Annotated in this window: 16 protein-coding genes and 1 other annotated feature (1 of these 17 cut by a window edge); of the genes, 15 read left to right on the top strand and 1 reads right to left on the bottom strand. The window is 38.8% G+C overall.

Annotation, left to right across the window (positions count from 1 at the left end):
• Nucleotides 1-38 (top strand) — a binding site (T-box leader); it begins 206 nt to the left of the window's first position.
• A 112-nt stretch (nt 39-150) separates the two neighbouring features.
• The 14 genes from ileS to pyrE all read left to right on the top strand — a co-directional run bounded on the left by ileS (nt 151) and on the right by pyrE (nt 16,732).
• Nucleotides 151-2,922: an isoleucine--tRNA ligase gene (gene ileS, locus IQI_RS16840; protein WP_064093778.1), complete on the top strand. Its 2,772-nt coding sequence runs from the start codon at nt 151-153 to the stop codon at nt 2,920-2,922.
• A 133-nt stretch (nt 2,923-3,055) separates the two neighbouring features.
• On the top strand, nt 3,056-3,343 hold the full coding sequence (locus IQI_RS16835; protein ID WP_064093777.1) for a hypothetical protein: 288 nt from the start codon (nt 3,056-3,058) through the stop codon (nt 3,341-3,343).
• A gap of 100 nt (nt 3,344-3,443) precedes the next feature.
• The gene (gene lspA, locus IQI_RS16830) at nt 3,444-3,962 is read left to right on the top strand and encodes a signal peptidase II (RefSeq protein ID WP_064093776.1); all 519 of its coding nucleotides are present in this window, start codon (nt 3,444-3,446) and stop codon (nt 3,960-3,962) included.
• Nucleotides 3,910-4,821 (top strand): RluA family pseudouridine synthase, encoded by a 912-nt coding sequence (locus tag IQI_RS16825; RefSeq protein WP_064093775.1) that lies wholly within the window; start codon nt 3,910-3,912, stop codon nt 4,819-4,821. Before lspA ends, IQI_RS16825 begins: the two co-directional genes overlap by 53 nt.
• A gap of 236 nt (nt 4,822-5,057) precedes the next feature.
• On the top strand, nt 5,058-5,603 hold the full coding sequence (gene pyrR / locus IQI_RS16820; protein ID WP_064093774.1) for a bifunctional pyr operon transcriptional regulator/uracil phosphoribosyltransferase PyrR: 546 nt from the start codon (nt 5,058-5,060) through the stop codon (nt 5,601-5,603).
• Between the two features lie 150 nt (nt 5,604-5,753).
• Nucleotides 5,754-7,085 (top strand): solute carrier family 23 protein, encoded by a 1,332-nt coding sequence (locus tag IQI_RS16815; protein ID WP_064093773.1) that lies wholly within the window; start codon nt 5,754-5,756, stop codon nt 7,083-7,085.
• A 157-nt stretch (nt 7,086-7,242) separates the two neighbouring features.
• Nucleotides 7,243-8,124 carry an aspartate carbamoyltransferase catalytic subunit gene (locus IQI_RS16810; RefSeq protein WP_064093920.1) on the top strand — a complete coding sequence of 294 codons (882 nt, stop codon included), beginning with the start codon at nt 7,243-7,245 and terminating at the stop codon, nt 8,122-8,124.
• 12 nt (nt 8,125-8,136) lie between these two features.
• Complete coding sequence (locus tag IQI_RS16805) at nt 8,137-9,420, top strand: dihydroorotase (protein WP_064093772.1); 1,284 nt, start codon at nt 8,137-8,139, stop codon at nt 9,418-9,420.
• A complete protein-coding gene (locus IQI_RS16800) occupies nt 9,420-10,511 on the top strand; it encodes a carbamoyl phosphate synthase small subunit (RefSeq protein ID WP_064093771.1) in 1,092 nt (363 codons plus the stop codon). The genes IQI_RS16805 and IQI_RS16800 overlap by 1 nt, the downstream gene beginning before the upstream one ends.
• Nucleotides 10,504-13,716, top strand: coding sequence for a carbamoyl-phosphate synthase large subunit (gene carB, locus IQI_RS16795; RefSeq protein ID WP_064093770.1), 3,213 nt, complete (start codon nt 10,504-10,506; stop codon nt 13,714-13,716). Before IQI_RS16800 ends, carB begins: the two co-directional genes overlap by 8 nt.
• Nucleotides 13,713-14,495, top strand: a complete 783-nt coding sequence (locus IQI_RS16790) for a dihydroorotate dehydrogenase electron transfer subunit (RefSeq protein WP_064093769.1) — start codon at nt 13,713-13,715, stop codon at nt 14,493-14,495. The genes carB and IQI_RS16790 overlap by 4 nt, the downstream gene beginning before the upstream one ends.
• On the top strand, nt 14,492-15,433 hold the full coding sequence (locus tag IQI_RS16785; RefSeq protein WP_064093768.1) for a dihydroorotate dehydrogenase: 942 nt from the start codon (nt 14,492-14,494) through the stop codon (nt 15,431-15,433). The genes IQI_RS16790 and IQI_RS16785 overlap by 4 nt, the downstream gene beginning before the upstream one ends.
• Entirely contained in the window at nt 15,405-16,112 is a 708-nt protein-coding gene (pyrF, locus tag IQI_RS16780; protein WP_064093767.1) for an orotidine-5'-phosphate decarboxylase, read from the top strand. The genes IQI_RS16785 and pyrF overlap by 29 nt, the downstream gene beginning before the upstream one ends.
• Nucleotides 16,109-16,732: an orotate phosphoribosyltransferase gene (pyrE, locus tag IQI_RS16775; RefSeq protein ID WP_064093766.1), complete on the top strand. Its 624-nt coding sequence runs from the start codon at nt 16,109-16,111 to the stop codon at nt 16,730-16,732. The genes pyrF and pyrE overlap by 4 nt, the downstream gene beginning before the upstream one ends.
• A 211-nt stretch (nt 16,733-16,943) precedes the next feature.
• Here pyrE and IQI_RS16770 read toward each other — a convergent pair whose 3' ends face one another.
• Nucleotides 16,944-18,647, bottom strand: coding sequence for an Rqc2 family fibronectin-binding protein (locus IQI_RS16770; RefSeq protein ID WP_064093765.1), 1,704 nt, complete (start codon nt 18,645-18,647; stop codon nt 16,944-16,946).
• A 206-nt stretch (nt 18,648-18,853) separates the two neighbouring features.
• On the opposite strand from IQI_RS16770, the gene IQI_RS16765 reads away from it, so the two are divergent.
• Nucleotides 18,854-21,532 carry a cation-translocating P-type ATPase gene (locus IQI_RS16765; RefSeq protein ID WP_064093764.1) on the top strand — a complete coding sequence of 893 codons (2,679 nt, stop codon included), beginning with the start codon at nt 18,854-18,856 and terminating at the stop codon, nt 21,530-21,532.
• The last annotated feature ends 93 nt before the right edge of the window (nt 21,533-21,625 follow it).

The raw sequence follows: 21,625 nt of genomic DNA, 5'->3' as shown, positions 1-21,625 counted from the left end.
GAGGGTGGTACCGCGGGAAAAGCTTTCTCGTCCCTTTATTGGGATGAGAAAGCTTTTTTTGTTCTTCATTTAGAAAACCAATTCATTTGATTAAGAAACAACTTAATTAGAAAAGATGGCAATAAGAGAAATGTTAAGGAGGATGTACGAATGGAGTACAAAGATACTTTATTAATGCCGAAAACAGAATTCCCTATGAGAGGGAATTTACCTAAAAGAGAGCCGGAAACACAAAAGAAATGGGAAGAAATGAGTATTTATAAAAAAGTACAAGAAAGAACAAGTGGGCGTCCACTATTTGTTCTTCATGATGGGCCACCATATGCTAATGGAAACATTCATATGGGGCATGCTTTAAATAAAGTTTTAAAAGACTTTATTGTACGGTATAAATCAATGAATGGATTTCATGCACCATATGTGCCAGGTTGGGATACTCATGGATTACCTATTGAGCAAGCTTTAACAAATAAAGGTGTAAAGCGTAAAGAGATGACGATTGCTGAATTTCGTAAATTGTGTGAGGAATACGCATATGAACAAGTTGATAACCAACGAACTCAATTTAAACAATTAGGAGTACGTGGTGACTGGGATAATCCATATATTACGTTAAAGCCTGAATACGAAGCTCAGCAAATTAAAGTATTTGGTGATATGGCAAAAAAGGGCTATATCTATAAAGGGAAAAAACCTGTATATTGGTCTCCTTCAAGTGAATCAGCTCTTGCTGAGGCAGAAATTGAGTACCAGGATAAGCGTTCTCCTTCTATCTATGTTGGTTTTGATATTACAGATGGAAAAGGAGTCCTTGCAGAAGGGACACAGATGATCATCTGGACCACAACTCCTTGGACGATCCCGGCAAATTTAGGTATTGCTGTTCATAAAGATCTAAGCTATGTTGTTGTTTCAGAAAAAGAAAAACAATATGTGGTAGCAGAAGATCTATTAGAAGAAGTAGCAAAAAATTTAGAGTGGGAAGACTATTCCGTTAGTAAAAAGGTAAAAGGTGAAGAACTTGAGCATCTTGTAGCAAAGCATCCTTTATATGACAGAAAATCCCTTGTTATTCTAGGCGATCATGTTACAACGGATTCGGGTACTGGTTGTGTCCATACAGCACCTGGACACGGGGAAGATGATTTCCTTGTCGGAAAAAAATATGGTTTAGATGTTCTTTGCCCGGTAGATGATAAAGGGGTCATGACGGCAGAAGCTCCTGGGTTTGAAGGCTTATTTTATGATAAAGCGAACAAACCAATCACAGAAAAGCTTCAGGAAGTTGGAGCTTTACTGAAGTTAACCTTTATTACTCACTCTTATCCGCACGACTGGCGTACAAAAAAGCCGGTTATTTTTAGAGCTACTGCACAATGGTTTGCATCCATTGACAAATTTCGCAAAGAGTTATTAGAAGCGGTGAATGAAACGAAGTGGATTCCAAGCTGGGGAGAAACGAGACTGTTCAACATGGTTCGTGATCGCGGAGATTGGTGTATTTCCCGTCAACGTGCATGGGGCGTTCCGATTCCTGTGTTCTATGCTGAGAATGGTGAAGAAATTATTACAGATGAAACGATTGAACATGTATCCAATCTTTTCCGTGAACATGGATCTAATATTTGGTTTGAAAAAGAAGCGAAGGATTTATTACCAGAAGGGTTCACTCATGAATCAAGTCCAAATGGTCACTTCACGAAAGAACAAGATATTATGGATGTTTGGTTTGATTCAGGTTCCTCTCACCAAGCTGTTCTTGAAGAAAGAGATGATTTACAAAGACCGGCGGACTTATACCTAGAAGGTTCTGATCAATACCGTGGTTGGTTTAACTCATCTTTAACTACTAGTGTTGCTGTTACAGGAAAAGCGCCTTACAAAGGTGTACTAAGCCATGGGTTTGCCCTGGATGGTGATGGAAGAAAAATGAGTAAATCACTTGGTAATGTCATGGTTCCAGAAAAAGTAATGAAACAATTAGGAGCTGATATTCTACGATTATGGGTAGCTTCCGTCGATTATCAATCCGACGTACGTGTTTCAGATCCTATCTTGAAGCAGGTAGCAGAAGTTTATCGTAAAATTCGCAACACCTATCGATTCTTACTTGGTAACCTTGCTGATTTTGATCCTAAATCAAATAGCGTACCATACGATCAATTAAGAGAAGTAGATCAGTTTATGCTTGTAAAGCTGAATGATTTAGTGAAGAATGTAAAATCTTCTTATGATAAATACGAATTTGCAAGTATTTATCATGCAGTTAATAATTTCTGTACATTGGATTTAAGCTCATTCTATTTAGATTTCGCAAAGGATGTTCTGTACATCGAATCTGAAAATAATGAAGAGCGTAGAGCAATGCAAACAGTTTTATACGAATGTTTAGTCGCACTGACAAAGTTAATGTCTCCAATCCTTTCCCATACAGCTGATGAGGTTTGGTCTTATCTTCCTGGAGTAGAAGGTGACAGTGTTCAATTAACTGATATGCCAGAAGCTAAAGACATTCAGAATGCTGATGAATTAAAGAGAAAATGGAATGCATTCCTGGAACTAAGAGATGATGTTCTAAAGGCACTGGAAGAAGCACGAAACCAAAAGATGATTGGTAAATCATTAACAGCAAAAGTGACTCTGTTTGTTAATGATGAGACGAAATCTTTATTGGATTCAATCAATGAAGACTTAAAGCAATTATTTATCGTTTCAGCTATTGAAATCGGTGGTAAAGCAGATGAAGCACCTGAACATGCATTAAATGTTGGCGAAAGCTATATTGTTGTTGAAAAAGCTGAAGGTGAAACATGTGAACGTTGTTGGGTGGTTACAACAACAGTTGGAGAAGACAAAGATCATCCAACACTTTGCACACGCTGTGCATCAGTAGTGAAAGAGAGCTATTCCCATTTAGCATAAAAGTAAATATGAGGTTGATCTCCTTTAAGGAGGTCAACCTTTTTTATTTCAACAGGACTAATTCCATAATTGCTATATCTTGCAAGACAAGTTTTTGCTTACTATTCTCCATACTATAAATGGAGGGATTAAGATGACATATGACCGATACACATCTATTGTTCAGGAGTTAACTACATCCTTAAAAGAGCTAGAGGGAAGTCAATCTCAACATCCTTTAATTCAGCAATACATTAGTGAAGAAATTTCAGAAGTGAGAAATGCATTAAATAGGGTAAAACATAATAAATATGGATATTGTGAATTGAGTGGAGAAGAAATTCCATTCAATTACATTAAAATGAGTCCCACATGCACTTCGTTAAATGAAGCATTAAATTGGAGACGTTTTGGTAAAATTCATATGAATTCTAATTCATAACGATTTCTAAGCAAATACATTGCTTAAGAAAGTGTCTTTATTTGCCCGTTTATGCTAAAATGCAAAGGTAATCATTTCTTACGATGTGGAGGTTGCCTTTGTGTTTTATTATTTAATTGCTTTGGTTGTGATTGCATTAGACCAATTAACTAAGTGGTTCGTTGTAAAGAGGATGACTGAAGGAGAAAGTATAGAAATTATTGAAAATGTTTTCTATCTTACTTCTCATCGAAATCAAGGTGCAGCATGGGGAATACTCCAAGGACAAATGTGGTTTTTTTACGTTATTACATTAGTAGTAATTGTAGGGCTCGTGTATTATATGCAAGTCCATGCAAAAGGGCAGTTTATTTTCAGCATAAGTTTAGCCTTTATGCTTGGTGGTGCAATTGGGAACTTTATTGACAGACTCCTTAGAAAAGAAGTTGTCGATTTCTTAAATACATACATCTTTTCCTATGATTTTCCGATATTTAATATTGCCGATGCATCATTAACCATTGGAGTAGTATTTTTACTAATATATATGTATTTAGACGAACGAAAAGCCAAAAAGGAGAACAAAAATGGAAGTAATTCAGCACATCATACAGCAGGAAGAACAGGGAGAACGAATTGATAAAGTAGTAAGCCAGTTGAATAAAGAATGGTCCCGTTCACAAGTTCAACAGTGGATTAAAGAAGGTCACATTAAAGTGAACGGTGAAAGTGTCAAATCTAACTTTAAATGTCCTCTTGAGGCAACGGTTGCGGTATCCATTCCAGAACCGGAAGAGTTAGATGTTGAGCCGGAAGATCTTAATCTTGAAATCACATATGAAGATCGTGATGTAATTGTTGTGAATAAACCTAAAGGGATGGTTGTACATCCTGCACCAGGACATTATTCAGGGACAATGGTAAATGGTCTTATGTATCATTGTAATGACCTTTCAGGCATCAATGGGGTATTAAGACCAGGTATTGTTCATAGAATCGATAAGGACACGTCAGGGTTATTAATGGTAGCAAAGAACGACTTAGCTCATGAACATCTTGTAAACCAGTTAGTTGAAAAATCTGTTACAAGAAAATACACAGCAATCGTCCATGGGTTAATTCCTCATGAATATGGAACGATTGATGCTCCTATTGGAAGAGATCCAAAAGATCGTCAGAGCATGGCAGTGGTCGACAACGGTAAACAGGCTGTTACTCACTTTAAAGTGTTGGATCGATATAAAGATTTTACATTAGTCGAATGTGAATTAGAGACAGGTAGAACCCATCAAATTCGTGTTCACATGAAGTACATCGGGTATCCTCTTGCCGGTGATCCTAAGTATGGACCAAGAAAAACATTGAGCATCGAGGGACAAGCTCTTCATGCTGGAGTTCTTGGTTTTGTACACCCAAGAACAGAGGAATACATGGAATTTCAAGCAGAATTACCTCAAGAATTTAAGCAGGTAATGAAGCAGCTTGAAAATAACCGTTGACAAAAATCGACTTGACCTGTACTATTTAGTTAATTGAATAAGGTAACCTTTAATACGGTCCTGTGAGGCTGAGAAGGAGCAATGTACGACCAATACTTGGCGTGCAATTTGATTATAACGATAAGTGTGCCCTCTCATCTAACAGGTGAGAGGGATTTTTTATTTTTTAAGAATTCTTAGCCTTTGAAATGTTGTGAGAAAATAGTTTTTAAAAATAGAAAAGTGAGGTGGCGAAAGTGACGAAAAAGGCAACAGTATTAGATCAGCCCGCCATTCGAAGAGCACTAACTCGAATAGCTCATGAAATTATTGAAAGAAATAAGGGTATTCAAGATTGTATACTCGTAGGTATTAGAACAAGAGGTATCTACATTGCAAAACGATTAGCTGAGCGAATTCATGAAATTGAAGGTGAAGCCATCCCGGTAGGGGAAATTGATATTACCTTATATAGAGACGACTTATCAATGAAAACAAAAGACAACGAACCTGAAGTGAAAGGATCAGATTTGCCTGTAGAAATAACCAATAGGAAAGTTATTCTAGTCGATGATGTCTTATTTACTGGAAGAACGGTCCGAGCAGGTTTGGATGCCCTTATGGATATTGGAAGACCAAGCCAAATACAACTTGCTGTATTAGTAGATAGAGGACATAGAGAATTACCGATTAGAGCAGATTTTGTGGGGAAAAACATTCCTACATCCAGCTCTGAAAAAATAATGGTGGCATTATCAGAAGTTGATCACGAAGATCAAGTAACTATACATGAAAAAGAATAAATGAAATCCTTTTAAGATTGGTCCCGAGAGGCTAACAAAGGATGGGAATGAAGGTATTAATGGCCTTCGTATACCCTCTTTGTACCCTCTAGGAGACAAAGAGGGTTTTTTTATGGAGAATTATAGGAATTTAAGAGGAGGAAAACAACAATGAATCAGAACCAAAAAGCTATTTTAGATGTTGAGGATGTTCCAAAATTAGGAAATTGGATAACGTTAAGTATACAGCATTTATTTGCCATGTTCGGTGCTACAGTATTGGTACCATTTCTAGTTGGATTAAGTCCAGGAGTTGCATTGATTTCAAGTGGATTAGGAACATTAGCATACCTACTGATCACACGAGGGAAAATTCCAGCTTATTTAGGATCATCCTTTGCATTCATAGCTCCAATTATTGCTGCCAAAAGCTTAGGTGGACCTGAAGCAGCCATGATGGGAACCTTTCTTGCGGGATTGGTATACGGAATCGTAGCACTGCTCATATCAAAATTAGGACTAAAATGGCTTACTAGAATACTTCCTCCGATTGTCGTAGGACCAGTCATAATGGTTATTGGACTCGGTCTGGCTGGAACAGCTGTTAACATGGCAATGTATGAAAATCCGGGAGCGCAGGAATTGGTGTACAGTAACACAAACTTTATGGTGGCTTTGGCAACCTTAGCCATTACGATTATATGTTCTATCTATTTTAAAGGCTTCTTAGGAATGGTGCCTATTCTTGCTGGAATAATAGGCGGGTATACAATAGCTGTGTTTGCTGGATTAGTAAATTTCAAAGGTGTAATTGACGCTCCCCTATTTCAAATGCCAGATTTCTTCATTCCGTTTATGAATTACACTCCGAGCTTTTCATGGGAAATTGTCTCGATTATGGTGCCAGTTGCAGTTGTAACATTAGCTGAACATACGGGAGATCAAATGGTATTAAGTAAAGTGGTAGGACGTAACTTTATTGAAAAGCCTGGACTTCACCGCTCAATTCTTGGTGACGGTGTAGCAACAGTCATTGCATCACTTCTTGGCGGACCGCCCAATACAACTTATGGAGAGAATATTGGAGTGCTAGCTATTACTCGAGTTTACAGCGTGTTTGTCATAGGAGGAGCAGCTGTACTTGCTATCATGTTCGGATTTATAGGGAAAATTACAGCGCTAATAAGCTCTATTCCAACAGCAGTGATGGGAGGTGTCTCCATCTTATTGTTTGGAATCATTGCTTCAAGTGGTCTTCGTATGTTAATCGATAATAAAGTGGATTTAGGAAATAAGCGTAACTTAGTGATCTCTTCTGTCATCCTTGTTATAGGGGTAGGGGGTGCCTTTGTGCAGATAAGCGAAGAGGTATCCTTATCAGGAATGGCTCTTGCCGCAATCGTGGGAGTCGTCTTAAATCTAGTATTACCAGGTAGAGAAGAAAGTGAAGGATCTAACATTTTGTTTGAAGAAAAATCAACACAAAAGAATGATGTTGCATAGAAACACCTTTTAAAATGGTCCAGAGAGTCTATAAGGGTGAAATGATCAAGACGGTGAGAATGCTATTCTCCAACTGTCTTTCTTGTCATGTTCCAAACACCCTGTCCTAACTAGACAGGGTGTTTTTTTAGAAAGAGGGGAAGAAAGGATGACCAAAATGAGAAATCTACTCACCATGAACGATTTATCTGAAGTAGATATTACAGAAATTTTAAATCAGGCGGAGCGGTTTAAAAATGGGGAAATGTGGATGGACGGCGCTAACCGATATGTAGCGAATCTATTTTTTGAAGCCAGTACCCGAACAAAATGTAGCTTTGAAATGGCAGAAAGAAAATTAGGTTTACAGGTCATTCCCTTTGAAGCTCATACTTCAAGTGTTCAAAAGGGAGAAACTCTTTATGACACAGTTAGGACGTTAGAAGCCATAGGTGTTGAAACAGTTGTCATTAGGCATAATCTTGAAAGATATTTTGATGATCTTAACGGGATTAAGACAAGGATTATCAATGGGGGAGATGGTTGTGGAAACCATCCAACTCAATGTTTATTAGATTTATTAACCATTCGACAGGAATTTGGAAGCTTTGAAAATCTAAAGGTAGCCATTGTTGGGGATATTGCTCATAGCCGAGTAGCTCGATCAAACGCCCAGGCATTAGAAATGTTGGGGGCTGAGGTAGTATTCTCCGGGCCAAAAGAATGGTTTCCATCACAATATCTGCATCAATATCGAAGTGTGGATGAAAGTGTTACGGATGCTGATGTGTTGATGTTGCTAAGAATCCAGCATGAGCGACACGAAAGTACTTCAAAGCTAACTTCAGAAGAATATCATGAAAGCTTTGGACTTACCGTAGATCGATTGGAAAAAATGAAAAAAGACAGCATCATCCTTCATCCTGCACCCATAAATCGTGGTGTAGAAATAGCAGATACCCTCGTTGAGTGCAGTAGATCAAGAATTTTTAAACAAATGGAAAATGGAGTTTATATCAGAATGGCTGTCCTTAAGAGAGCTCTTGAAATTAACAAATAAGGGGGAAACAAAATGAATTGGTTAATTCGTAATGCAAGTATTTTAACAAAAAATGGTGAACTCGAGAAAATAGATGTGAAAGTAGAGAATCAAAAAATTATCGAGATGGGGAAAGACCTTATAGGTGCCTATCATCAGGAATTTCAAGCTGATGGGTTAGTGATTTCACCGGGTTTTGTTGATTTACATGTCCATTTAAGAGAGCCAGGTGGGGAACACAAAGAAACAATTAGTACCGGAACAAAATCTGCTGCAAAAGGTGGATTCACCACCATCGCTGCTATGCCGAATACAAGACCCGTACCGGATTCAGTAGAAAACTTGCAGTCTTTAAACCAAAAAATCGCTGAAACAGCAAATATACGGGTCTTGCCATATGCAGCCATTACAGAAAGGCAAATCGGAAAAACACTTAATGACTTACCTTCCTTAAAGGAAAGGGGAGCATTTGCCTTCACTGATGACGGGGTAGGCGTTCAATCAGCAGCCATGATGTTTGAAGCCATGAAAATGGCAGCGAGTATTCATACATCCATTGTGGCTCACTGTGAAGAAAATACGTTGATTTATGGAGGAGCGGTTCATGATGGAACATTCTCCAAAGAGCATGACTTACCAGGTATTCCTTCTATTTGTGAGTCCGTACATATAGCCAGGGATGTGCTTTTGGCAGAAGCAGCAGGGGTACATTACCACATATGTCATATCTCGACAAAAGAGTCTGTAAGAGTGGTTCGAGATGCGAAAAAGGCTGGAATCAATGTGACAGCAGAAGTGACACCGCATCACCTTTTACTCTGTGAAGAAGATATCCCAGGATTAGATCCAAACTTCAAAATGAACCCTCCTTTAAGAAGCAAAGAGGATCAACAAGCTTTATTGGAAGGATTACTTGACGGAACCATCGATTTTATCGCAACGGATCATGCTCCTCATACAGAAGAAGAAAAATCTGAAGGGATGCGGCTGGCTCCATTCGGTATTGTAGGATTAGAAACTGCATTTCCGTTACTTTACACGCAGTTTGTAGAAAAAGGAATCTTTACACTAAAGCAGTTACTTGACTGGATGACCATAAAACCAAGTTCAGCCTTCAATCTTCCGTTTGGACTACTAGAAGTAGGAGGAGATGCTGATTTCACCCTTATCAATTTAAAAAAACATAAAATGATTGACCCGGCTTCATTTTTATCAAAGGGAAAGAATACTCCTTTTAAAGGCTGGGAATGCAACGGGTGGCCAGTTGCTACTTTTTATCAAGGATCTCTTGTATGGAATGAAGGAGGAAACGAATAATGAAAAGACAACTCATTTTAGACGATGGAACAGTATTCGTAGGAGAAGGTTTTGGTGCGAATAAAGAAACGATTGGTGAAGTCGTATTCAATACCAGTATGACCGGTTATCAAGAAATTCTTTCAGACCCATCTTATTGTGGGCAGCTTGTTACATTGACCTATCCACTGGTTGGGAATTACGGAATCAATCGAGATGATTTCGAATCCATCACTCCAGCAATCAAAGGCTTCATAGTGAGAGAAGTTGCAGATTTTCCTTCTAACTGGAGAAATGAATCAACATTGGATGAGTTATTAAAAGTAAAAGGAATTCCAGGTATTGCCGATATCGATACAAGAAAGCTGACAAGGGTTATCAGGCAGCATGGAGCTATGAAAGGAATTATTTGTTCAGCTGAACTAGACCCGCAAGAAATGCTAAGAAATTTACATGGAACAAAGTTAAGAACAGATCAAGTTGATCAGGTTTCCACGAAAACAGCCTATGCCAGTCCAGGGCGAGGACATCGAGTGGTGTTAATGGACTTTGGTATGAAGCACGGAATTCTTAGAGAATTAAATAAGAGAAACTGTGATGTAATTGTGGTTCCATATAATACGTCAGCTGAAGAGATTCGTCGATTGCAGCCTGATGGAATCATGCTATCAAATGGACCAGGAGATCCAAAGGATGTACCAGTTGCGATTGGAACGATCAAAGAGTTGCTTGGAGAAATTCCAATCTTCGGAATTTGTTTGGGGCATCAATTGTTTGCTTTAGCATGTGGAGGAGACTCCTTCAAAATGAAGTTTGGCCACAGGGGAGGGAATCATCCAGTTAAAGATTTGAAAACGGGTAAAGTGGCACTGACTTCTCAAAACCACGGCTACGCAGTGGATGAAGCGTCTTTAGGTGGATCCAGACTTCAAGTAACTCACACTGCCATTAATGATGGAACAATTGAAGGGTTGAAACATTTAGACTTCCCGGCCTTCACGGTTCAGTATCACCCAGAAGCATCACCAGGACCTGAGGACTCAAATTACTTATTCGATGATTTCTTACAACTTATGAAAGACGAAAAAAGAAAGGAGCTTCAACATGCCTAAACGTACAGACATTAAAAGCATCTTAGTTATCGGAAGTGGACCAATTATCATAGGGCAGGCAGCTGAATTCGACTATGCCGGAACACAAGCTTGCATTGCTCTTAGAGAGGAAGGGTATCGAGTTATCCTGGTGAACTCTAATCCTGCAACGATTATGACGGACGCAGAAATGGCGGATAAAGTATATATCGAACCATTAACCCTGGAGTTTGTCAGTCGAATTATCCGTAAAGAACGCCCTGATGCCGTTCTACCTACTTTAGGTGGTCAAACGGGGTTAAACCTGGCTGTTGAACTCGCTAAATCAGGAGTTTTAGAAGATTGTGGAGTTGAAATTCTTGGTACGAAACTTTCCGCGATTGAAAAAGCAGAAGATCGTGATTTGTTTAGAAACTTAATGAATGAACTGGGAGAGCCTGTTCCTGAAAGTGAAATTATCCGTACGGTGGATGAAGCCTTTCAGTTTATAGAACAAGTAGGCTACCCTGTCATCGTTCGACCTGCTTATACATTAGGTGGAACTGGCGGAGGTATCTGTCATAACGAAGAAGAATTAATAGAGATTGTAAGCTCAGGCTTAAAATATAGCCCGGTAACTCAATGTCTCCTAGAGAAAAGTATTGCAGGTTTTAAAGAAATAGAATATGAGGTTATGAGAGACAAAGCTGATAATGCCATTGTGGTATGTAATATGGAGAACATTGACCCGGTAGGAATACATACAGGGGATTCCATAGTGGTAGCTCCGAGTCAAACCCTGAGTGACCGTGAGTACCAAATGCTTCGTAATACGAGCTTAAAAATTATACGCGCATTAGGAATTGAAGGAGGGTGTAACGTACAGCTTGCCCTGGATCCAGAAAGCTTTCAATATTACATTATCGAAGTGAATCCAAGGGTAAGTCGTTCGTCGGCACTTGCTTCAAAAGCAACGGGATATCCGATCGCTAAGCTTGCAGCGAAAATTGCAGTAGGTTTGACATTGGATGAGATGATGAATCCGGTAACTGGTAAAACGTATGCCTCTTTTGAACCCGCACTTGACTATGTGGTGACAAAAATTCCTAGATGGCCCTTCGATAAATTTGAAGCTGCTAAGCGAAACCTAGGTACGCAAATGAAAGCAACAGGTGAAGTAATGGCGATTGGCCGAACATTTGAGGAGTCACTCCTTAAAGCGATTCGCTCCCTTGAAAGCAATACGTATTATATGGAATTAAATGATGCCGAACAATTTACAGACGAATGGATCGAGAAGAGAATTCGAAAAGCAGGAGACGAACGACTCTTCTATATAGGGGAGGCACTTAGAAGAGGTGTGACGATTGAAACCATTCATGAATGGAGCAAAATTGATCTTTTCTTCCTATATAAAATGAATAGAATTGTAGAGTTTGAAAAGGAGTTATCACGAAATCCTTTCCAAAAAGAAATAGCTAAAAAAGCTAAACGTATGGGCTTTGCTGATATCACTTTAGCAAAGTTATGGAATAGTAAAGAATCAGAAATATATAACTGGAGAAAAGAGAATGACCTGACACCTGTTTATAAAATGGTTGATACATGTGCAGCAGAGTTTGAATCAGAAACGCCATACTTCTACGGAACCTATGAAGAAGAGAATGAATCAAAGGTTACCTCACGAGAAAGTGTGATTGTTCTTGGCTCAGGACCAATCAGAATCGGGCAGGGAGTCGAATTTGATTACGCAACTGTACACTCTGTTTGGGCCATTAAAGAAGCGGGTTATGAAGCGATTATCGTGAATAACAATCCGGAGACCGTTTCGACGGACTTCAGTATATCAGACAAATTATATTTTGAACCACTGACAGTCGAAGATGTGATGCATATCATTGACCTTGAAAAACCAAAGGGAGTTGTTGTGCAGTTTGGTGGTCAAACGGCAATCAATCTAGCAGATGAACTCGTCAGAAGAGGAGTTACAATTCTGGGCACATCACTAGATGATTTAGATCGTGCAGAGAATAGGGATAAATTTGAATATACCTTGAATGAACTTGGTATTCCACAACCTGATGGGAAAACAGCAGTGTCGGTAGAAGGGGCAATTGAAATCGCAGAATCCATCGGATACCCTGTTCTAGTTAGACCTTCCTACGTTCTTGGTGGTAGAGCCATGGAAATTGTATATCGGGAAGAAGAGCTACTTCAATATATGAAGAATGCTGTAAAGGTTAATCCACAGCATCCGGTTCTAATCGACCGCTATCTGATTGGTAAAGAAATTGAAGTGGATGCCATTTCAGACGGAATGGATGTTGTCATTCCAGGAATAATGGAGCATATTGAGCGGGCAGGAGTTCACTCAGGCGATTCCATCGCCGTCTATCCTCCTCAACAGCTGACAAAAGAACAAAAACAGACCATTGTAGATTATACAACACGCTTGGCGAAAGGACTGAACATTGTTGGCTTACTGAATATCCAATATGTGATTTCAAAAGGAGAAGTGTTTGTTCTGGAAGTGAACCCTCGCTCCAGCCGAACAGTTCCATTCATTAGTAAAATTACAAATGTACCGATGGCGAATATTGCAACCAAGTCCATCCTTGGAATTTCTTTGAAGGAACAAGGGTATCAATCTGGATTAATCCCAGAAAAACAGGGGGTTTATGTAAAGGTTCCAGTATTCTCTTTCGCCAAATTGAGACGAGTAGATATAACCTTAGGACCAGAAATGAAATCAACAGGAGAAGTAATGGGGAAGGACTTAACGTTAGAAAAAGCCCTTTACAAAGGTATGGTTGCAGCTGGGATGCAAATGAAAGAATTCGGATCTGTACTGATGACCGTTGCAGATAAAGATAAAGACGAAGCTGTTCTTTTAGCGCAACGTTTTATCGAAATCGGTTACCAAATCCTTGCAACGAAAGGAACGGCTGAGCATCTGGCAAAGTCAAATATTGCTGTTCGAGAAGTTGATAAGATTGGTTCCGACGGTCCAACCCTTCTAGACATCATACAAAGTGGAGAAACACAGCTTGTCATTAATACCTTAACCAAAGGGAAACAACCTGCTCGAGATGGTTTTAGAATACGTAGAGAGTCAGTGGAAAATGGGATCCCATGCCTAACTTCTTTAGACACAGCTGAAGCAATATTAAGAGTAATTGAATCGATGACTTTTTCAGCTGAAGCCCTTCCTTCTCAAACGAAGAGCAGAGAGGCGGTATTTCTATGATAGTGAATGAAAAGATGAATGTTCTTTCTCATGAACAGATAGCCAAAAATATTTTTGAATTAGTTTTACAAGGAGAATTAGTAATGGAAGTTACGGCTCCAGGACAATTTCTTCACATTAAAGTAGGAACTGGAATTGATCCTCTCCTCAGAAGACCCATATCCATTGCCTCTCATGACCTTGTGGATCAGACAATGACATTAATTTATAGGGCTGAAGGAAAAGGAACGAAGCTTCTCACCATGGTGAAGCCGGGTGAAACAGTGGATGTGTTGGGACCTCTCGGGAATGGCTTTTTGGTAGAAGAGGCTAATTTGGAACAGAGGACCGCTTTATTAGTGGGTGGAGGAATTGGCATTCCTCCCCTGTATGGTCTTTCAATGAAATTAGTGAATCTCGGCTGGGAAGTGAAACATATTTTAGGTTTTCAAACAGAATGTTCAAGCTTTTATATCAATTCCTTTCAAGAACTGGGTGAAACGTATATTGCCTCAGTAGATGGTTCAATAGGAAAACGTGGTTTTGTAACAGATGTTATCGATTCAGAACAGCCTAGCTTTGATGTGTTTTATTCCTGTGGTCCTACACCAATGTTAAAAGCATTAGAATCTCAGCTGGAGAATAAACGAGGGTATATTTCTCTAGAGGAAAGGATGGGGTGCGGAATTGGGGCATGTTTTGCCTGTGTTTGCCATAAACAGGATGACCCACATGGAACAAGTTATGTAAAGGTTTGTAGTGATGGACCAGTATTTCCGATAGGAGTGGTGCAATTATGAAATCATTACAAATAGATCTACCTGGATTAAAGCTAAAGAACCCGATTATGCCTGCCTCAGGCTGTTTTGGATTCGGACGTGAGTTTAGTCAGTTCTATGATTTGAGTGAGTTAGGAGCAATAATGATCAAAGCTACTACAGAAGAACCTCGCTTTGGAAATCCGACACCACGAGTGGCAGAGACGAACGGGGGAATGCTAAACGCCATTGGTTTACAAAATCCAGGATTAAAAGGTGTAATGGAAAACGAACTCCCGTGGCTATCGCAATACGATGTTCCCATCATAGCAAACGTAGCTGGATCACAGATGGAAGATTACGTGGAAGTTGCAAAAGTCATTTCAACGGCATCTAATGTGAAAGCATTAGAGTTGAATATTTCATGTCCCAATGTAAAAAGTGGCGGGATTGCGTTTGGAACAATTCCAGAAGTAGCACAGGAATTAACACGAAGAGTAAAAGAGGTCTCTCAGGTACCCTTATATGTTAAATTATCCCCAAATGTATCCAATATTGTTGAAATGGCAAAGGCTGTGGAAGCTGGTGGGGCAGACGGTTTGACTATGATTAATACGTTAGTAGGTATGAGACTGGATGTAAGAACAGGTAAGCCTATTTTAGCTAATAAAACAGGAGGTCTCTCAGGGCCAGCCATTAAACCAGTAGCTATACGAATGATTTATGAAGTAAGTCAATCTGTTCAAATACCAATCATCGGTATGGGTGGAATTCAAACAGCTGAAGATGTCATAGAGTATTTTTACGCTGGAGCCAGCGCTGTTGCTATTGGAACTGCAAACTTTGTTGATCCTTTCGTATGTCAAAAGATTTTAAAACAATTACCAATATTATTAGAAGAACTAGGGGTAGAACATATATCAGAATTGACTGGAAGGAGCTGGGGAAAGAATGAATCAAAAACCGTTTATAGCTCTTGATTTCCCGACGTGGGAACAAACGTCATCCTTTCTTGAATTATTCCCAAAAGGTTTGAATGTTAAAGTGGGGATGGAATTATATCTCCAAAATGGTCCGAGCATAATTGAAAAGCTTTTACAAAAAGATCACCGAATCTTCCTGGATTTAAAGCTCCATGATATACCTAATACAGTCTATAGTGCTATGAGAGGGCTTGCACAGTATGACCTTGAATTCATAAATGTTCATGCTGCAGGTGGAAAAGTGATGATGGAAAAAGCTTTAGAAGGACTTCAAGTAGGAACAGCTTATAATAAAAGAACGAAACTTATAGCAGTGACTCAACTTACATCTACAACAGAGACTCAAATGCAAACAGAACAGCTTATATCTAAAACAATAAATGAGTCGGTTTTACATTATGCTACTCTTTCAAAACAAGCAGGACTCGACGGAGTGGTGTGTTCTCCCCACGAAGCCTCCATCATTAGAGAAAATTGTGGAGAAGAGTTTTTACGAGTTACCCCGGGAATTAGACTTGGGGAAGATGAAAAGGGTGATCAGAACCGGGTTGCAACTCCAAAAATGGCTAAAGCATTAGGCTCATCCCACATTGTTGTCGGAAGAAGCATTACGAAATCAACCGATCCAGTTAGAGCATATAGTCAGGTATTGAATGAATGGGAGGGAATGGAATGAAACATAAGATAGCGAAAAGTTTATTAGAAATTGAAGCTGTATTTTTAAATCCGACAGAGCCTTTTACATGGTCCTCAGGTTTAAAGTCACCTATTTATTGTGATAATCGATTAACTTTGTCGTATCCAACTGTTCGAGAACAAATCTCAGATGGGTTGGTTCAAATAATAAAAGAGCATTTTCCAGAAGTAGAAGTAATCGCAGGTACAGCAACTGCAGGTATTCCACATGCAGCATGGGTAAGTGAGAAATTAAATCTGCCTATGTGTTATGTTCGGTCCAAAGCAAAAGGGCATGGAAAAGGCAAGCAAATCGAAGGGAGAGTAACACAAGGACAGAAGGTTGTTGTAGTTGAAGACCTTATTTCTACAGGAGGCAGCTGTATTACAGCAGTTCAAGCATTGCGGGAATCTGGTTGTGATGTGCTAGGAGTTGCCGCCATCTTTACGTACGAATTAGAAAAAGGAAAAAATATGTTAGAACAAAATGAAATAAAAGCAATTGCCCTATCAAATTATACTAGTTTGCTAGAAGTAGCCCTTGAAGAGTCCATCATTCGTGAAGAAGAATTAGAGCAATTGAAGAGATGGAAGGAAAACCCTGAGGAATGGATTAGTTAGGAGGGAGCAACTCACAATGAGTTGCTTCCTTCTTATTGTTTAGAGGGGGAATGTATCTGCCATTTTTGTGATATATCTGCCTAGAGTGACATATCTCTTCCATTCATTATTCGCCTTCAATTGCCATCATCTAATACAGCTCCAACCTCCACAAAAAAAGCACATTTTCCATACGCCTGCAACAGACGAAGGAAAAGTGCTTTTTTAAAAATTAATTCTTCATTGATCGGACTAAATCTAAATCAGGAGTCACGTATACTGTTTGCTGCCCTTCATAGATAACAAATCCTGGTTTGGCTCCCTTTGGTTTTTTTACTTGTTTCACTTCGGTGAAATCTACAGGAACTGAACCGGATTCTCGTGCTTTGCTAAAATAGGCCGCAATATTTGCAGCTTCTTTAATCGTTTGTTCAGAAGGGTGGTTGCTTTTAATGACCACATGTGAACCTGGAATATCTTTTGTATGAAGCCATATGTCATCCCTGCTGGCAACTTTATTTGTTAAATAATCATTTTGTTTATTGTTTTTTCCAACAATAATCTGAGTTCCATCTGTTGAAATATAGTTTTCCAGGGCAGGTTTTACATTACCTTTTTTCTTTTTAGACTGTTTTCGGGCTCTTAAGTAGCCTTCCTCTTCCAACTCTTCTCGAATTTCTTCGACGTCCTTCGTAGAGGCAGATTCTAATTGCTGTAGTAATCGCTCCAAATAAACAATTTCCTCTTCTGCTTTTTCAATCTGCTCATGAACAATTATGATTGCATTCTTTGCTTTTTGATAGCGAGAGAAATAGTTCTGTGCATTTTCAGATGGTGATTTTTGTGGATTAAGTGGAATGGTGATACTTCCCCCATTCTCATCATAATAGTTAACGACGCTTATCTCATTCATTCCTCTTTTAACAGCAAATAAATTAGAAGTAAGTAGCTCTCCTAATAGCTGATAATAATCTGCTTGTTCAGCTTCTTTTAAGGTGTTTTTTAGTTTTTTAATTTTATTAACATTCTTATCTCTTTCGTTTCGAATGAATCGTTCAAGGTCGTTTCCTTGTTGTTTGACTCGATCTCTTGCAGCCTTTTGGTAAAAGAAACGATCTAATAATGCACTTAATGATGAAAAGGCTTGTCGTTCCCCATCTATATGCTTTAAATCAATCCAGTAAAAGGTTTCTTTATCTCCACTAATTAAAGTAGGGGAAGAAGTATTTTCTTTAGCTGGTTGTATCAACTGAAGAAACGCCTCAGCAATAGAAGATGGATTACCAATTCCTGCTTGATTTAAGACTTCTTTTGCAAATATGGGTGATATACCCGCAAAAGATTGAACAATTTGTTTGTCTAATTTTCCAGCATTAAAATCCAGTGGACGAAGAACCTCTTCATTTGTTACCTCCAAAGGATTTTTTTTATTCTGTTGTGGCGGGAAAACATATTGATGACCAGGTAATACAGTTCGGTGTGTATTCATACTAGGAGAAATATGCTTAATGCTATCAAGTATCATATTTCTTTCTTTATCTACCAATATGATATTACTATGTCTCCCCATTATTTCGATGATTAGTTGTTTGTAGGAGATATCACCTAGTTCGTTTCTCCCCTTCACCTCAATAATAATCATTCGATCTAAATCGACCTGTTGAATGTCTTCGACGATATAACCTTCTAGATGCTTTCTTAGAAGCATGCAGAACATCGGTGGTACTGAAGGGTTTTCATAACTTTCATTTGTAATCTGTACTCTTGAATAGCTTGGGTGTGCTGATAATAAAACTTTATGGTTTTTCCCATTTGCTCTTACAATCATGATGATTTCATTTTTATAAGGCTGGTGAATTTTGTTGATACGACCATGTAATAAATTCTCTACCAATTCTTTCGTCATGGCTCTTGTAAATAATCCGTCAAATGACATATAAAACATCCTCTACTTTATACAATTTCAATTAATATTGAGCTTTCATCGATTTTAATTAAGAATTTTTTAAGATTAATCAATAGTCTTCCACAATCTTAAAAACAAAACATACTTAAATCATATCATTTTTTAGGACGAGTCTGAATAAGAATGCTATGAGAGGGACAACTTTTCGTATCGTAGGAGGAGAGTGAAGTGGTTGCATGAAATTTCATGAGATGAGACAGGAGGACATCGAACAGTCGTTGAATACGAATTACCAACAAGGACTATCATCAGATGATGTAGGAAAAAGAAGGAAAGAAGTTGGTTATAACCAATTAGAAGAAGCTGAGAAGCAATCAGCTTTATTATTATTTTTCAGTCAATTTAAAGACTTTATGGTACTTGTGTTATTGGCAGCCACACTCATTTCAGGATTGCTAGGAGAATATATAGATGCCATTGCCATCATTGCAATTGTGTTCATTAATGGCTTCTTGGGTTTTTTTCAAGAAAGAAAAGCAGAAAAATCCTTACAGGCACTAAAAGAACTTTCCGCTCCTCAAGTATCTGTATTGAGGGACGGAGCTTGGGTGAAAATCGCTACAAAAGAGGTTATTATTGGAGACATTACTCGATTCGGAAGCGGGGATCGTATTGGTGCTGATATAAGACTCATTGAAGCAAATAACTTAGAAATTGAAGAATCAGCATTGACAGGAGAGTCAGTCCCGGTTGCAAAGAGAACGGATGTTTTATATGGGGAGAATATGAGCCTTGGTGATTTAGAAAATATGGCATTCATGGGAACAATGGTAACCAGGGGTACAGGAGTTGGTGTGGTAACTTCCATTGGTATGAAAACGGCAATGGGTCAAATTGCCGATATGATTCAAAAGGCAGAAGTAATGACTACACCTCTTCAACGGAGACTTGAAGAACTGGGGAAGATCCTTATCACAGTAGCGCTAGTTTTAACGGCTTTGGTAGTAGGGATTGGCGTCGTTCAAGGACATGATATGTATACAATGTTCCTGGCAGGTGTATCGCTTGCTGTAGCTGCTATCCCTGAAGGTCTTCCTGCTATTGTAACCGTCGCCCTTTCTCTTGGGGTCCAACGGATGATCAAGAAGAAAGCGATTGTAAGAAAGCTGCCAGCAGTAGAAACCTTAGGATGTGCATCTGTTATTTGTTCAGACAAAACCGGTACATTAACACAAAATAAAATGACCGTTACCCATTTATGGAGTGGTGGCAGAACTTGGACCGTTACGGGTACAGGTTATGAACCTGAGGGCCAGTTCTATAATGGTGAAAATAGAGTGTCTCCGAATAATGAAAATGCTTTAAAGCAATTATTAACTTTTGGAATGCTTTGTAACCATGCTGATCTGGTCAATCGTGAGAATCGTTTTGTAGTGGATGGGGACCCTACCGAAGGAGCTCTCCTTGTTGCTGCCTTAAAAGCAGGATTAAATCGTACAACCTTACTTGAAAAATTTAACGTTGTTAAGGAATTCCCTTTTGATTCTACAAGAAAAATGATGAGTGTGATTGTTCGGGACCAAAATGGAAAATATTTTTCCATTACAAAAGGTGCTCCAGACGTATTGATTGAAAAAAGTGAATCCATTCTTTGGGATGGGAAATTACAATATAAGAACAGAGAATTATTTAATGGAATAGAAGATGCAATAAGATTAATGTCGTCCAACGCATTGCGTAATATAGCTATAGCCTATAAACCAATCAATAAGAGAGCGTATGAATCACTTACTGAAAAAGACGTCGAAGAAGGGGTAACCTTTATTGGTCTGCAGGGAATGATTGATCCACCTAGACCAGAAGTGAAACAAGCTGTGAAAGAATGTAGAGCGGCAGGAATCAAGACGGTCATGATAACAGGAGATCATATGTTAACTGCGCAAGCAATTGGAAAACAACTAGGTATATTAAAAAGTAAAGATCGGGTATTAGATGGAAAACAATTAAACCTCATGGATGTTCATGAACTGGAAGAGGTAGTAGAAGAGGTGTCGGTATTTGCCCGTGTATCACCTGAGCATAAATTAAAAATTGTAAAAGCATTACAAAATAAAGGGCATGTCGTAGCTATGACTGGTGATGGAGTAAATGATGCTCCTGCAATAAAATCAGCTGATATCGGTGTAGCCATGGGCATTACCGGGACAGACGTTGCAAAAGAGTCATCCTCCTTAGTACTACTAGATGATAATTTTGCGACAATTAAATCAGCCATTCATGAAGGAAGAAACATCTATGAAAATATTCGAAAATTTATTAGGTATCTATTGGCATCAAATGTTGGAGAAATTCTTGTTATGTTATTTGCCATGATATTAGCTCTACCCCTCCCGTTGGTACCCATTCAAATTCTTTGGGTAAACCTTGTGACAGACGGTCTACCAGCTATGGCACTCGGACTTGATAAGCCTGAGGGTGATGTGATGAAGAGAAAACCTAGGCACCCGAAAGAAGGGGTCTTTGCTAGAGGCTTAGGATGGAAAGTGGTATCTAGAGGATTTCTAATTGGCGGAGTGACTTTATTAGCATTTTTACTGGCCTATAAAACACATCCGGATCACTTAGCGTATGCTCAAACTGTTGCTTTTGCTACACTTGTTATGGCCCAATTAATCCATGTATTTGACTGTCGAAGTGAAATCTCCATATTGGCTAGAAATCCTTTTGGTAATATGTATTTGGTGTGGGCAGTATTATCATCTTTAGTCCTGATGCTATTAGTTATCTATATTCCTTCACTACAACCTATCTTCCATACAGTCTCTATTGCATTTAAAGATTGGTTGATCATTATTGGATTAAGTTCGATTCCAACGTTTTTATTGGCAGGGTCATTTTTTGCAAGAAAAAAATAGATAAATGTGGTATAATCCATAAGGTAATAGAGTGAAGTTCTCTATTGCCTTTTTTATATAAAGAAAAGTTTCAAAATGAAACAGTTGATTAAC

It is taken from the genome of Rossellomorea aquimaris TF-12 (genome assembly GCF_001648555.1).
GTDB lineage: Bacteria > Bacillota > Bacilli > Bacillales > Bacillaceae_B > Rossellomorea > Rossellomorea aquimaris.
Note: the sequence above shows the minus strand (reverse complement) of the source record. Positions and strands in the feature narration are given on the sequence as shown.